This window comes from Paenibacillus tundrae (assembly GCF_036884255.1).
In the GTDB taxonomy this organism is placed as follows: domain Bacteria; phylum Bacillota; class Bacilli; order Paenibacillales; family Paenibacillaceae; genus Paenibacillus.
On the sequence record NZ_CP145605.1, the window covers coordinates 2059618 to 2072743 of the forward strand.

Here is a 13126-nt window from a genome sequence, read left to right on the forward strand (position 1 = left end):
AGATCCGCTATCTCGCATTCCATCATAACGGAAAGCTGAGGGATACGCATGAGAACACCAGATGAAGTTTTGTTGCAACACGAACTCGCAGTAGCGGAGAGTATCCTTGAGAGCAAAGAGCAGTACCGAAAAATCGTTAAAGCAGCCATTGCCCAGTGGGTGAAAGACCTACAGGCTGGACATATAAAGATGCAGACGGTTCAGGATCTGGAACGTCTCATTGAATTGGATATCAAGCTTCAGCAGGATGAGTTTTAAGTAGTCTCAGGAACTGGTCTTTCACGCATCTCTATTTGCTCTCGTTGGCCTTCTGAGATTGTTTGATTATAGAGTTCATTTAGCATTTTCGGCTGAGTTATTTGATTCTCAACAATGAAATTTATAAGTCCGAATAAAGTCAATGTAGTGTGATTGTCATCTTTCAGGTCAAGTTTACCGGGATGAACTGCATTGTTTCCAACGACTCTTACAATATCTAATGCTTGTTCTACTCTTTGTGGAAGACCATTTCGTACTAATAACTTAATATTATCGTTTATTCCTTTACTATTTTCGCCTACCAGTTCGGTTAAAAGTTTTTCAAGAACGAGTCTTAACAGTGCAGCGGCTCCTCTGGGCGACAGAGGGGCTATACTTCTTGCTTCCTCATAATCTTGAACTAATTCAATAGGCATATCTTGATGAGGGGAAGGGATTTTACTGTAAGACTCAACAGGAATGATCATCTCACTTTTATACCAATATGATCTCTGAAAACAATGATCACATGTACACATGGCTAATTCCGCTAGCTCAAAATAGCCATCTGATCCTCCGTAGAAAAGATCGTCCCAGCTCTGTGTAGTGTAAACTTCACAATAAGGACAACTGAATTTATCTGATCTGTAATCCGGAATAAAATATTTAGTCTGCATGAATTGTTTCCTTTCTAGTTTAGGATGTTCCTTAATTATACATTTTTTTGTTGGGGGTGGTGATGAATGTAGATGGCCAGAGAACGCAGTCCCGAGCGGGACAAGGCTAAACTGATGTGGCTGGAGAGCGGCGGGACGATGAAGTTAAAAGACATCGCCGCCGCTCTTTTTGTTGGGGAAACGCAGATAAGAAAGTGGAAGTCTCAGGATGCTTGGGCATCCGAGTTGAATAGTAACGTTACCAATGATTCCAATAGTAACGTTACCAAACGCGGGGCGCCCAAAGGGAACAAAAATGCTGTCGGGAATCGTGGGGGAGCACCCCCAGGGAATAAACGTGCTGTCGGCAATAAAGGCGGTAACGGTGGACCATTTGGGAACAAGAAAGCCGTAACGACAGGTGAGTATGAAACCATTTGGCTTGATGCCTTGGAAGATGACGAGCTGGATCTCATCGATCGGATTGATACTGATCCGATTTTGCAGGCTGATGAAGCAATTATGAAATTTGAGATCCGAGAACGTCGGATGTTATTACGAATCAAGAGATTGACCGATGGACTGACCGAGAAGGAACGGCGTGTTCTTTATGAGCTCAAATCAATAAAGGAAGCCATGACGGTTCATGATGAGATGACAGGTAAAACGAAGGTCGTTCCGCATACTCGTACAGAGCTGGTCGAATCCGAGATTGAGGAAAAGACATTCCGCGTCATTGATGACATCATTTCACTTGAAGAAGCTCTAACACGGGTCCAGGACAAGAAGTTGAAAGCTATTGAGCTGAAGGCGCGGCTACAGGATGAGGAGAAGCGTGTCCGTATTGAGATGCTGAAGCATGAGCTGATGATCAAACGTGGCGGTGCTGAACCTGATGAAGTTGAAGATGATGGATTCATGGATGCTCTGAGGGGACGTGCTGCGGAGGTGTGGGCTAAAGATGGCAACTCTAAAGCTTAAACCTTCATCATTCAAGTGGAAACCCTTCTCTGACAAGCAAGTCCAAGTCCTGACTTGGTGGATGCCTGAAAGCCCTCATCATGATTTGGATGCAATCATTTGTGACGGGTCAGTTCGTGCCGGCAAGACAGTAGCAATGTCATTCAGCTTCATTGTATGGGCAACGGAGACGTTCCGAACTGAACAGTTTGGTATGGCAGGAAAGACGATCGGGGCTTTACGCCGTAACGTTGTGGGTCCACTCAAACGTATGCTTGCCAGTCGTGGGTACCAGGTGCATGACAACAAGACTGAAAACGTCCTGACGGTATCCCGTGGGCTTGTCAGCAACCAATTTTTCCTGTTTGGCGGTAAGGACGAACGATCACAGGAACTAATCCAAGGTATCACCTTGGCGGGTATGTTCTTCGATGAGGTAGCCCTGATGCCGAAGTCCTTCGTGGATCAGGCAACTGCCCGTTGTTCGGTTGAAGATGCAAAGATGTGGTTCAACTGTAACCCTGCGGGACCTTATCACTGGTTCAAAGTGGAATGGTTAGATAACCTTGTTGTTAAACGGGCTATTCATTTACACTTCACCATGGAAGACAATCTTTCGTTGTCCGAACGTGTCCGAGATCGGTACCGTAGGATGTACACCGGAATATTCTATGACCGATTTATTCTTGGACTGTGGGTTATGGCAGAAGGTGTGATCTTCTCCAAGTTCAATGACAAGCTGCATAAGAAACCACGCGACTGGTTCCCTACAAAGTTTGATCGCAAGTTTATATGTATTGACTACGGAGCTAATAACCCAACCACCTTTTTAAAATATGGTGTGGTTGGTAACGTCTATTATGAGCTGGACGAATACTATCATGACATAAAGAAGCTAGGCGAACGGACAAACAGCGAATATGCTGACGATCTACTGGCTTTTGTCGATGGTGATGAATATGCAGTCTTTATTGACCCGAGCGCCAAGGCTTTCATCATTGAACTGAAGCGTAGAGGAATTAACCATGTTAAGGCTGCGGTCAATGATGTACTGGATGGTATTCAAACCGTTTCAAATCGTTTCCAAAACGATGAATTGTATATCTGTGCCGCCAACACCAACTCTCTCAAAGAGTTGGTTTCTTACATTTGGGACGAGAAAGCATCCCAACGTGGTGAAGACAAGCCGATTAAACAAAATGACCATACCTGTGATGCTCGGCGATATGGCATTCACACAGATTACCTAATGCAGCAATCTAAAGCACGTAAAAATGAAAGGAATCAACGAAATGATGAGGGAGTGGGGTGGATTTAATTGAGTACCATTGAAGATACAGCGGGGCCAACGTTTATTCCGATCACTATCGCCAAAGCTGAGGTTCCTGCTAGTGAAAGGCTGCCAGATCTTTTTTCAGGTAGTTATACACCAGAAAACTTGATCAGTTACCCTCAAGGTGGAGATCCTGCTAGTTGCAAAGCGATTGTGAAAGAAAGTAATATCCTCCCCCAATGTGTAGACGCATATAAAAGGAATATTGCTGGATATGGAATAGCTTTGGAATATGCCGCGGGGGAATCAGATGAAACGGCTCAAGGTGAATGGGACTTAGCAGATAAGTTTCTTAAAACGGCCAATCTTGAAAAGTCAACGGATACCATTATTGAAGATTTAATCTGTGACTTAGAGGAATGCGGTAATGCTTATTTAGAGGTTGCCCGTGGTCAAGGAAGTGAACTTCCAGCCTTGTACAGGATTCCGCCTAATAACGTTCGATGTACGCCAGAACACGATAGGGTGGAAGTGAAGTACAAACGGATGATTAAAGGGAACGTTGAAACATTTACCCAGCAATCATATGTAAGGAAGTATGCACAGAAGAGGGGCGGCAAAACGACGTGGTTCCGACCATTTGGGACGAAAATCGACGATACATCGTCTGAAATAATCCATCTTCGTATCGGTAATGATGGTGCATACGGTGAACCTCGTTGGTTTGGTAATACTCCTGGTGTGCTGGGAAGCCGGAAGGCTGAAGAACTGAATCTAGGTTACTTTTCTAATGGGCGAATGTTGAAGATGATCTTGACTGTGATCAATGGCCGTTTAACTAAACGATCTATTGAGCTGCTTAAGGAAGCGAGAGGACAAGATTCACAAGACGGCATTCTCTATTTAGAAGTCGAAGGTGATGAGATAGGTGGACCACTTGATGAGAGTCGGGAAAAATCGCAAATCAAACTTGATAAGTTGAATGACCTTCTTCAACAGGATGCCTTATTTCTGGAATATGGTAAGGAAAAGAAGGCGGATATCCTTTCTTCATTCCGAATGCCTCCGATTCTGGTTGGGCAAAGTTCAGATTATAACCGTGCTACAGCTCAAGCGGCGCTGCAGTTTGCCGAGGAACAAGTTTTCCAACCTTATCGACAATGGATCATGGACGAAGTGTTCAACAATCGGCTTTTACCTGATATGAATATTCACCGAGTGAAAGCCATATTGAGAGGACCGAATATTATTGATCCAGAAGATCGTAAAGCAATGTTGGAATTCATCGCTGACCGCGGTATCATGCTGGTTCGTGACCTGATCCCGATTGCTGAGGATGTCCTTGGTACAACCGTCGATGAAAGCAAGTTCAGCCAAGAGTACCTTGATACACCGATTGCTCAATTGGCAAGCAGCCAACCCGCTATACTCGATCCTGAAGAACAAGGCGATGCTGACGACCTGCAGGAACGTGTTTCCGTTATTGCGAAGCGTTTGCTACGTAAGGGGAGGGCAGAGGTGGGCGTCCATGTGTGAGTCTTGTTGGGAGCTGATTGCCAAAGCTGATGACGATGAATTCCTTGATAGCCTTGAGCTGACATTTGTGGAACGCAAGTTGCTCGAAGAGTTGTACAAGCAAGGCGAGGATCGGATCATGGAGATCCTTGAACTTCAGGGACAAGCTCTGCAAGATGCAATAGCTGAGCTGAGCGAAGAAGCTTTAGGAAACATCGGTGAGCTTGGCAATGTGCTACTTGCTTTACACACTTCTGATGTCTTCAGTCATCTGTTTGAAACGGCGGTACAGGAAGCATTTGAACCGTTGTTTAATCTGGCTGGGGAATCGGAGTTGTTACAGCTTGTTGATGAGAAGACATGGAGCATAGGCAACGAAGCGGCTAAGCAATTTGTGCAGGAAATACGCAGCCTGGTACCCGATATGACTCAATCATCAACGGATACGCTCCTTCGTAGCTTCGAAAAAGCGATTGAGGAAGGGAATACACCGTCTGAACGTGCTTTATTGGTGCAGGAGATCAGCGCTATAGCTGCTACAGGCGAGGATGGTCCATTTACCATGCAACGAGCTCAGCGGATCTCGCGAACTATGAGCACGGCAGCAGCCAATGGCGGTAAGCTTGAAGGCTGGAAGCAATCCGAAATTGCTAAGGGTAAGAAATGGCGTTCTGCTGGGGGTTCACGTACCCGGAAGACCCACCGCAAGGCATATGGTCAAGTCGTGGATCTGGATAAGCCGTTTAAGGTGGGCAAGAGCAAGTTGATGTATCCGGGTGATCCTGCTGGAGATCCGGAAGAAATCATAAATTGCCGCTGCGCGATGCAGTTGGTACTTGATTAGAGGTGAACTGAATATGAGAAGCGTTGGTATGGTGCTGTTGTGGTCATGCCTGTTTGCTGTGCAATTATACATGAGAGGAGGTGAGAGAAGAAATGACCTACAAAATGAAGGACGCAAAGATTACGCACTTGTCGCTGGTAGATAAGGGCGCTAATGGTGTGCCATTTGCCATTATCAAAGCAGCGGGTAAGAACGCCATTCAGAAGCAAGTTCAGATTGCAAAGGTGGATGACACGCAACACATCGTTATTGGTGTGGTGTATCAGCCAGATGTCGAAGATGCCCATGGTGACATGATGGATTCTGTCGAGATCGAGAAGGCAGCGCATCTCTTTATGCAAGAGCAGCACACCTACAACATCGATAAGCAGCATGACCTGGACGCTGACAAAGGCTATGTGGTTGAATCATACATTGCCCCGTGCGACATGGAGATTGGCGACCAAGTGATTGCTAAAGGCTCGTGGGTTGCTGGTGTGAAGGTCACTGACGACGACACATGGGAAGACATCCAGAAGGGAGACATCACTGGATTCAGCATGTTTGGTGTTGGTAAACGTGAAGAGGTTGAGGAAGAAGTGTCCAAAGGTCTCATGCACAATATTAAAAAGGCGATTACTGCAGCAGTAGCACCCATCATCAAGGGGGCTGTAGCTGACAAATACAATAAGAACCGGAAGAACCGCGAATTTTGGGCAGCGCAAGACGCCTTGAATGCGGTTCTTTTTCGTTGGGACTCATGGGAATCAGGTATGGAAACAGATCCCGAGATTATTCGTGATGCTCTGCAGGATTTTGTTGAGATCGCACAGGACGTATTAGTGCAGGAAGACATCGTGAAGGCGATCGGTAAACCACCGGAAGCTATCGTGAAGGCTGGCAAAAAGATATCTGCAAGCAACCTGCAGCACATTGATGATGCCATTGCTACATTGACCGACCTTAAAAATAAAACGGCTCCCGAAGAAGAGTCCGAGGAGGAAGAAGATTTGAAAGCAGATGACATTGTAAAAGCGGTACAGGCAGCTGTTGCACCTATTGTTAAGCAAGTGGAAGGATTGAATGCTGAAATCAAAGAGTTGAAGAAACAGGATGGCGAAGGTGATCCAGATCCTAACGTTGGAACGGGCGCTAAACCAGAAGCCGACGCTGTGACCGATGCTATTGCTAAGGCTCTTGAACCACTGACCCAGCAAATGACCACATTGGCCGCTGATGTGCAGCTCGTTAAGAACAGTCGGGCTGGCAGCGCTCAAGGACCTGATAACGATCAGATTACCAAAAGCGCAGTTCCCAGCTACATCACAGCAATGAACGGAGGACAATAATCATGACTAACAATGCACAATTGATTTCTAAGGAACAACAGATCGCAAGAATTCATAAATCCGTTAATATCACTATGCCTAAAAAAGAGGCAGAAGAATTTATGGTTGATACAACCAAAAAAGCAACAACTTTACCGAAGTTGAACACCAAGTACAGAGATGTACCAGCTGGTAAACTTGATCGTTTGAAAGTGAAATCTCGTCAGATCCGACAACATACTGGTAGTGAAGCACCAAGCGGTACCGGTGGAATTGAAACACCACAAGTTGATTATGCAGTTCGAAAAGTGTATTGGGATGAGTGGTTGAAAAACGATGATGTTTGGTACAACAATACTGCTCGTGGAGAAGATATCGAAACCAAAACGATTGACTTAATTCAATCGCAGTTTGGTGTTGATTTGCAGGATCTCCTGTTTAACGGCGATACCGATGCAAAGTTGTCTGATGGAACAACTACTGATCCATTCTTGTCAGTGCTGGACGGATTTGTGAAGAGGATGAAAGCATCCACGCTTAAAACCGACCTTGCTGCTAATGAACCTACCATTGATGACTTTGTCAATCATGTGATGCTGCTTGATGAAAAATATTTGAACATGACTGATCTCACATGGATTATGAATCGCCGCACGTACCAGAAGCTGGTTTCCTTAGTCCAAAAGCGGCCAACTACATTGGGTGACGTTACACTGATTAATGGTAAGTTGACGGAGATCGCTGGATATCCAATTGAAGTTGTTCAATCCTTGCAAGGTGGATTTGTTGCATTGACTCCACTCAGCAACTTGGTGCCGGTGTTTACTCGCGATTTGCAATACAAACGTACCGCTGAAGGAGCAACGGCAGCGATTAAAGATTCAACGTATCACATCCTTTTTGCCCACGCTGATGCGGTTATCCTTGAACTTGAATCCGTCGCTTACATGACAGGCAGTAAACTATAATAGGGGGTAACACATGATGCCAAAAGTACAATATAAAAACCAAACGGGCGCACTTCATGTTGGTGGAGGGCGCTTTTTTTATGCTAACAAACCGGTTGATCTAACGGATAAAGAATGGGCATTGCTTGAAGATCGAGAGGATCTGGAATTGGTCACTACAGATAAAGCCAAAGGAAAGGGTTCTACTGCAGATACTGAAAAGGATAAAAAGGAGCCTGCCAATGAACCCGACAATCCTACGGCAACGAAGTAGGGTAACCCAAGTCCAAGATGCCAATGATCAATTACTTGAACAATATATTGATGATGCACAGGTTCGAATGGAATTGTTCTTACCTGTGCCATTTCCGGACACGCCGGACAAAACAATCATTCTTGCTTGGGTGAAGCTGGCTGAAGGACTTGCCTTGCAAGATAGTGAAGAATATCTTGCTGCTGTTGCACGTAACTATGGGTCAGAAAGCGATGGTGCATGGACTTATACCCGGAATGCAGTTAAAGGCGTTACGACTGGAAACGTAGATGTTGATACCATTCTATCGCTTTGGATACGGAAAAATCAGGCCGATCCAGACGACGGTGGAAACATTAGGGCGTTGATTCTATGAATCACCGATTTAAAACGCCGCTTACTGTTTATCGGGTAGGCAATAAGCGAGATGATAACAATTTGTTTGATGTTCGGGAGCCTGGTCAATCAACCACCTTAAAATGCCATCTCATTAAGACGGAGATATCCGACAAGACAGATACCAAACCTGTGATGTACATCATTAAAAAGACTATTGGTGTGCCGAAGTCGGCAGATGTCCAAATCAGTGATGAGATTGTGTTGAGTGGTCGCCGCTATTTGGTGATCGATGCGAATCCACGTCGATATTGGATGGAGCTCTTAGCTTCATGTGAGGTGAAGGGCAATGATCGTTAATGATTTTGATGGACTTGCGAAGCGATTCAAACGGCTTGCCGATAAGGGAATGAAGCAAGTCTTGACCAACGTTGCTGAAGCGATGGGTGAAAGCCTGTTAAACCATATCATTGACGAGATTGACAGCCAAGGGCTGATTGATACAGGTCTAATGTGGAACTCTTTTACCCGTGGCGGTGACGGCAACGTTTGGGAATGGGATATTGATCGCAATTCAATCACATTGGAAGTCGGTTCCGACCTCGGATCTGGTTCGTCCAATCAAAATGAGTGGGGCTATCCAAGGCTGATCAATGAGGGATACACAATCCATAAGGCTCACTTTGTACCAGGTTACTGGAACAGCGGTGGGTCTTTTGTGTATGACCGTAATGCCAAAGGTGGATTTATGGCAAAGCCGCGTAGCTTCATCGGTCGTAAGTATTTCGATATTGCTGTTACACAGTTTGAAGGCGGCATGAACCAGCTCATCATTCAACGCCTGGACAAAGAACTGGAAAGGGTGTTGCGTTGATGGATGCAGGTTTAAATACATGGGGTGAAATTGTACGGCACGTTTACCCGGATCTCCAAATGTTCCATGATCGATCGCAGTGGCTGGCGGGAAACTTCGATACGCCATCGGTGTTTATTGAAACGGATCTCGTATCTGATAAGGTCAGTACCCCGCGTGCTAACCGAATTGTGGAGGACGTGGGTCTGGTGTTCCATTTTGACAAGGAACGAGTGACGGAAGAAGACGAGGGAGAACCAATTCCTTTCGATCTAACGCCATTCTTCATGTTCTTACGCCAGAGGAAGTACCTCTACGCTTCGAAACGCTTTGGTATTGCAATGATTATGGAGCCACCACGCAACCGACCTGAAAAGGATCGGATTGAGGTCACCTGCAGGTATTCCTACCTGATCAGTGTTCCGAAGATTCCGGTACCGAAGATTAATGAATTTTACATTGGCTATGAAGGAAAGGAGCTGGCTCCATGAGTACACGAAACAGGGACAAACCCGCTACTCAGGCAATGCAAGACCTGAACAAGCGGACAAAGGATGAATGGATTGAGGGTGCAGCCGCCTTGAAGCATGAACGCTTTGAGGTGGCGGGCGCCCTTTTTGATTGTAAGGCTGATACCTTGCTATCACAGCAGGAAGTACAAAACCGATTGGATGCATACTTGCGACCAGTGACGGTAAAGAAGGAGGAAACGTTGAATGTCGATTCAGAGAGCTAGACCAGGTGCGTATGTCGAATTGATCGCATTGGCTAAGGCCAGAATTGTAGCAGTGACAGGCCGTGTGCTTATCCCGTATCAATCAGAGTGGGGAGCAGTCAGCCAGGCTGTTGATATGGCGGACACATCCGAAAGACTCAAGGAAAGCGGCCTACAAGTGGACGAGCTGGAGCTGGCATCCGAAACGGGCGCAACCGTGGTCGGGTACCGTGTGACGAATGGATCTGAAAAGGCTGCCGCTATTACTGTCACGGATAGTTACACGATTGAAGCACGTTATCCAGGACTCCGCGGTAACGACTTTGAATACATGATCCGGACAAGCTTAGTGGATGCCACTAAGAAAGAAATCATCGTCCGTGATACCAAAGGTATTTACGACACAGAGACATTTCTTGTTGCTGACAAATCTGCTGCAGAAGAAACGCTAAAGAAATCCAACATGATTCGTTTCAGATCTACTGGTGCGGTGGATCTGGTAGACGTGGCGTACACGCCACTAACAGGTGCTGTATCCGGCACTGCAATGATTACGGCATCTGAATGGAGCCGGGTTTTTAACCGTGTCGATGGTTTGACGTTCGATGTGTTTTACTTACCTTCCACTGAGGCTTCTGTTCAAGCGGCTGCCAAACAGTGGCTCCTTGATCGTCGTTTGAAAGCCCGTAGGCTTGCTCAGTTGGTTGTTGCTGGGATTGGACTAGACGATACCGATATCGACAAGCACAATGCCCGTAGTAGAAATATGAACGCTCGATATATCGTCAATTGTTCCATTGCCGGTACGCATATCAATGGGAAAACATACAACTCGGTGAAATGGGCAGCATGGTTGGCTGGTTTGATGGCTGGTACTCCGGCGAATAAGTCGTTTACTGGTGTGAAAGTACCTATGACTCAGGCTGCCATTGACTGGAGTCACTCCGAAGTCATCAAAGGATTGGCTGAGGGTACATTGATGGCTACGCGTGACGGTTACGACTACATCATTGAATCAGCAGTGAATACACTGACTACGTTGGGCGCAGGTGAGCGTGAGGACTTTGGTAAGATTCGTGTTTCCATGACCATTGATCAGGTCTTGAACGATATTTATTCAACAGCCAAGAAGTGGAAGGCAAAGCTTGATAACGACAAAGATGGTCGGGGGATGTTTATCGCGGCTGTGTTGGAGTACTTGGCAATCCGTAGAACTCAGAAAGCGATTGATGAGGGTTACACCTTCACGGAAGATCCCAACAACGTAAGTGATTTCGATTACGCGTATTTCAAATTGTTCGCCAAGCCGCTTGATGCAATTGAAGCATTCTACATCACATGGGAGGTGGCGTAATTGGAACGCGAACTTATTGGTCGAAACCTTTCGGTTGAGGATGATAATGGCGATTCTATCCAGACCATTAAAGAAATTGAGGTTACATTGAATCCTGAAACATTGGATATTGTCCGTGCCAGACGCATGGCGAAGACTAAGCAAATTGTGGGTTATGAGATCCCGATCAAGCTGGTCATGTCTAAATTAGAGTCACGGTTGCGTTATCGATTATTGGAAGATTTCAAGGCAGGCAAGACTATGTTCTTGGATCGGATCACAGGGGCATTGGAAGATATGATCACTGGTAATGTGGAGCGTGTTTTGCTTACGGGTATTCACATCCACGGTAACATGGATATCATAGTTGCGCAGATTGATAGTAACACTGGTATTGATATCACACTTGAAGGTACTGTTACAGACTTTGAGTTTGTAGAGCAATTCCCAGATTACATGGCTTAAAGCTATCCCCAAAAATATTATTATGTGGTAAAATTTATGAAGCTAACATGTCTAATTGGGGGAATTATATGTCATTCAGAAAAACCAATTCGAGATATAAAAGGATTATACTGCGGATAGTGGCTATTTTACTTTTTTGTCTTGCTATCGTAACAAGTGCCTTTCCAGAACTAATAAAATGGCCAAAATTGAAAATCGATGGTTATGTTCTTGTTTTTCTGATATCTGGATGTATTATTTTGAGTATTGAATATCTTAAAACAATAAAAATGATTCTAAACAAGAAAAGTTTTCTAAAAGCTAGCATTGTAGTCTTAGGAATTATAATAATAGTTTTGAGAATGTTCTTTGAAAAAATTAGATTTGATAACACCTCTTTATATGTATTGGTTCTTTTAGTCCTAATATTGCTAATTCCTAATATTCAAGATCTCATTTTGAGAATTAAAAAAATTAAAAAGGGAGACTTTGAATTAGAGTGGGATGAACAGATGATTAAAGAATTAATAAACAATATTGAAAAAGTTGAAGAAAGAAAAATTGATCATAAAGAAGATGACACTAAACAGCCAAATCAAGCAAAAGACGATACTCCTAGTGTCGATTACTTCAAAGAAAGTTTAAAACCGTATATTGACGAGCCAAGGATTATTCTTATTCTAGTAGCTATAGAGATTGAAAAAAGAGTAAGAAATCTAGCCTTTGATACTGGGACAAAAATTATAATGTCTCATAGACAAGCTTTAAAAGAAGTGATTGATAAAAACATAATCTCTACTGAAGTATTGTTGATGAATGATCAATTTATGAAAGTAAGAAATGTTGTAGTGCATGGAAGAGATGATGAATTATCTAATAAGGATCTCTATGAAACAGCTAGTCTTGGTCTGAGAATTTTAGCGTTTTTACCAATAAAATATAAAATCAACGAACAGAGTTCCTAGAAATAGGGGCTCTGTTTTATTTTGGGAGGAATTATGATGAGCGACAAATTACAAAAATATCTTGCAGCTGGTACGGCTGACACTAAGCCAGAACAAATTGAAGTGGATCTGGATGGAGAGAAGTGGTCTGTTCGTCGTTTGACCACGATGGATCTGCGCCGTGCCTATGAAGCGGCATACAACGATGATGGTACACCAAAAGGGAATTTTAATGACATCGATGCGATGATTGTTAAAGCTACTGAACACGATTTTGATTGGAAGAACGTTAAACTGCTGACCGCATACAATTGTGTGACTAAAAACGAATTGCCACCGCGTATGTTGAACAATCCGGATCATTATGCAAAGTTGTCCAAAGCCGTTCGGAATTTCAAAGAGACGAAGGAAGAGCTGCTTAGAGAAGCAAAAAACTTATCCGGCGAGACGGAGACGCAAGCTGGGTAGCATCCTTTTGGATCAACCAGAAAAAGTTACCGTCCGAAGTC

18 protein-coding genes are annotated in these 13126 nt (G+C 44.5%); 17 read left to right on the forward strand and 1 reads right to left on the reverse strand.

Going from position 1 to position 13126, the window contains the following annotated elements; translation table 11 throughout:
* Positions 1-48 precede the first annotated feature (48 nt).
* The gene (locus tag V6W81_RS09260) at positions 49-258 is read left to right on the forward strand and encodes a hypothetical protein (protein WP_338542792.1); all 210 of its coding nucleotides are present in this window, start codon (positions 49-51) and stop codon (positions 256-258) included.
* Here the strand turns inward: V6W81_RS09260 and V6W81_RS09265 are convergent.
* On the reverse strand, positions 255-914 hold the full coding sequence (locus V6W81_RS09265) for a DUF4145 domain-containing protein (RefSeq protein ID WP_338542794.1): 660 nt from the start codon (positions 912-914) through the stop codon (positions 255-257). The two genes, V6W81_RS09260 and V6W81_RS09265, sit on opposite strands and share 4 nt — an antisense overlap.
* Positions 915-986: 72 nt before the next feature.
* Here V6W81_RS09265 and terS point away from each other — a divergent pair, with 72 nt between their 5' ends.
* The 16 genes from terS to V6W81_RS09345 all read left to right on the forward strand — a co-directional run bounded on the left by terS (position 987) and on the right by V6W81_RS09345 (position 13085).
* On the forward strand, positions 987-1874 hold the full coding sequence (gene terS, locus V6W81_RS09270; protein WP_338542795.1) for a phage terminase small subunit: 888 nt from the start codon (positions 987-989) through the stop codon (positions 1872-1874).
* A complete protein-coding gene (locus tag V6W81_RS09275) occupies positions 1855-3171 on the forward strand; it encodes a PBSX family phage terminase large subunit (RefSeq protein ID WP_338542796.1) in 1317 nt (438 codons plus the stop codon). The genes terS and V6W81_RS09275 overlap by 20 nt, the downstream gene beginning before the upstream one ends.
* Positions 3172-4662, forward strand: coding sequence for a phage portal protein (locus V6W81_RS09280; RefSeq protein WP_338542798.1), 1491 nt, complete (start codon positions 3172-3174; stop codon positions 4660-4662).
* Positions 4655-5485, forward strand: a complete 831-nt coding sequence (locus V6W81_RS09285; RefSeq protein WP_338542800.1) for a phage minor head protein — start codon at positions 4655-4657, stop codon at positions 5483-5485. Before V6W81_RS09280 ends, V6W81_RS09285 begins: the two co-directional genes overlap by 8 nt.
* Before the next feature lie 92 nt (positions 5486-5577).
* Entirely contained in the window at positions 5578-6813 is a 1236-nt protein-coding gene (locus V6W81_RS09290) for an XkdF-like putative serine protease domain-containing protein (protein ID WP_338542801.1), read from the forward strand.
* 2 nt (positions 6814-6815) lie between these two features.
* Positions 6816-7760, forward strand: a complete 945-nt coding sequence (locus tag V6W81_RS09295; RefSeq protein WP_338542803.1) for a phage major capsid protein — start codon at positions 6816-6818, stop codon at positions 7758-7760.
* Between the two features lie 13 nt (positions 7761-7773).
* Positions 7774-8013 (forward strand): hypothetical protein, encoded by a 240-nt coding sequence (locus V6W81_RS09300; RefSeq protein ID WP_338542805.1) that lies wholly within the window; start codon positions 7774-7776, stop codon positions 8011-8013.
* Entirely contained in the window at positions 7982-8368 is a 387-nt protein-coding gene (locus V6W81_RS09305) for a hypothetical protein (protein ID WP_338542806.1), read from the forward strand. The genes V6W81_RS09300 and V6W81_RS09305 overlap by 32 nt, the downstream gene beginning before the upstream one ends.
* Positions 8365-8688 carry a hypothetical protein gene (locus V6W81_RS09310; protein WP_338542807.1) on the forward strand — a complete coding sequence of 108 codons (324 nt, stop codon included), beginning with the start codon at positions 8365-8367 and terminating at the stop codon, positions 8686-8688. The genes V6W81_RS09305 and V6W81_RS09310 overlap by 4 nt, the downstream gene beginning before the upstream one ends.
* Complete coding sequence (locus tag V6W81_RS09315; protein WP_338542809.1) at positions 8678-9202, forward strand: HK97 gp10 family phage protein; 525 nt, start codon at positions 8678-8680, stop codon at positions 9200-9202. Before V6W81_RS09310 ends, V6W81_RS09315 begins: the two co-directional genes overlap by 11 nt.
* Entirely contained in the window at positions 9202-9672 is a 471-nt protein-coding gene (locus V6W81_RS09320) for a hypothetical protein (protein WP_338542811.1), read from the forward strand. Before V6W81_RS09315 ends, V6W81_RS09320 begins: the two co-directional genes overlap by 1 nt.
* On the forward strand, positions 9669-9917 hold the full coding sequence (locus V6W81_RS09325; RefSeq protein ID WP_338542812.1) for a hypothetical protein: 249 nt from the start codon (positions 9669-9671) through the stop codon (positions 9915-9917). Before V6W81_RS09320 ends, V6W81_RS09325 begins: the two co-directional genes overlap by 4 nt.
* Complete coding sequence (locus V6W81_RS09330; RefSeq protein ID WP_338542813.1) at positions 9898-11250, forward strand: phage tail sheath subtilisin-like domain-containing protein; 1353 nt, start codon at positions 9898-9900, stop codon at positions 11248-11250. The genes V6W81_RS09325 and V6W81_RS09330 overlap by 20 nt, the downstream gene beginning before the upstream one ends.
* Positions 11251-11694: a phage tail tube protein gene (locus tag V6W81_RS09335; RefSeq protein WP_338542815.1), complete on the forward strand. Its 444-nt coding sequence runs from the start codon at positions 11251-11253 to the stop codon at positions 11692-11694.
* A 119-nt stretch (positions 11695-11813) separates the two neighbouring features.
* Complete coding sequence (locus V6W81_RS09340; RefSeq protein ID WP_338542817.1) at positions 11814-12638, forward strand: hypothetical protein; 825 nt, start codon at positions 11814-11816, stop codon at positions 12636-12638.
* A gap of 36 nt (positions 12639-12674) precedes the next feature.
* The gene (locus V6W81_RS09345) at positions 12675-13085 is read left to right on the forward strand and encodes a hypothetical protein (RefSeq protein ID WP_338542819.1); all 411 of its coding nucleotides are present in this window, start codon (positions 12675-12677) and stop codon (positions 13083-13085) included.
* Positions 13086-13126 lie beyond the last annotated feature (41 nt).

What these genes read in the sequence shown, in the direction of transcription:
- V6W81_RS09285 (WP_338542800.1), top strand. Translation starts at nt 4,655, where the DNA reads ATGTGTGAGTCTTGTTGGGAGCTGATTGCCAAAGCTGATGACGATGAA.
- V6W81_RS09295 (WP_338542803.1), top strand. Translation starts at nt 6,816, where the DNA reads ATGACTAACAATGCACAATTGATTTCTAAGGAACAACAGATCGCAAGA.
- V6W81_RS09345 (WP_338542819.1), top strand. Translation starts at nt 12,675, where the DNA reads ATGAGCGACAAATTACAAAAATATCTTGCAGCTGGTACGGCTGACACT.
- V6W81_RS09325 (WP_338542812.1), top strand. Translation starts at nt 9,669, where the DNA reads ATGAGTACACGAAACAGGGACAAACCCGCTACTCAGGCAATGCAAGAC.
- V6W81_RS09320 (WP_338542811.1), top strand. Translation starts at nt 9,202, where the DNA reads ATGGATGCAGGTTTAAATACATGGGGTGAAATTGTACGGCACGTTTAC.
- V6W81_RS09300 (WP_338542805.1), top strand. Translation starts at nt 7,774, where the DNA reads ATGATGCCAAAAGTACAATATAAAAACCAAACGGGCGCACTTCATGTT.
- V6W81_RS09290 (WP_338542801.1), top strand. Translation starts at nt 5,578, where the DNA reads ATGACCTACAAAATGAAGGACGCAAAGATTACGCACTTGTCGCTGGTA.
- V6W81_RS09265 (WP_338542794.1), bottom strand. Translation starts at nt 914, where the DNA reads ATGCAGACTAAATATTTTATTCCGGATTACAGATCAGATAAATTCAGT.
- V6W81_RS09310 (WP_338542807.1), top strand. Translation starts at nt 8,365, where the DNA reads ATGAATCACCGATTTAAAACGCCGCTTACTGTTTATCGGGTAGGCAAT.
- terS (WP_338542795.1), top strand. Translation starts at nt 987, where the DNA reads ATGGCCAGAGAACGCAGTCCCGAGCGGGACAAGGCTAAACTGATGTGG.
- V6W81_RS09275 (WP_338542796.1), top strand. Translation starts at nt 1,855, where the DNA reads ATGGCAACTCTAAAGCTTAAACCTTCATCATTCAAGTGGAAACCCTTC.
- V6W81_RS09330 (WP_338542813.1), top strand. Translation starts at nt 9,898, where the DNA reads ATGTCGATTCAGAGAGCTAGACCAGGTGCGTATGTCGAATTGATCGCA.
- V6W81_RS09305 (WP_338542806.1), top strand. Translation starts at nt 7,982, where the DNA reads ATGAACCCGACAATCCTACGGCAACGAAGTAGGGTAACCCAAGTCCAA.
- V6W81_RS09260 (WP_338542792.1), top strand. Translation starts at nt 49, where the DNA reads ATGAGAACACCAGATGAAGTTTTGTTGCAACACGAACTCGCAGTAGCG.
- V6W81_RS09315 (WP_338542809.1), top strand. Translation starts at nt 8,678, where the DNA reads ATGATCGTTAATGATTTTGATGGACTTGCGAAGCGATTCAAACGGCTT.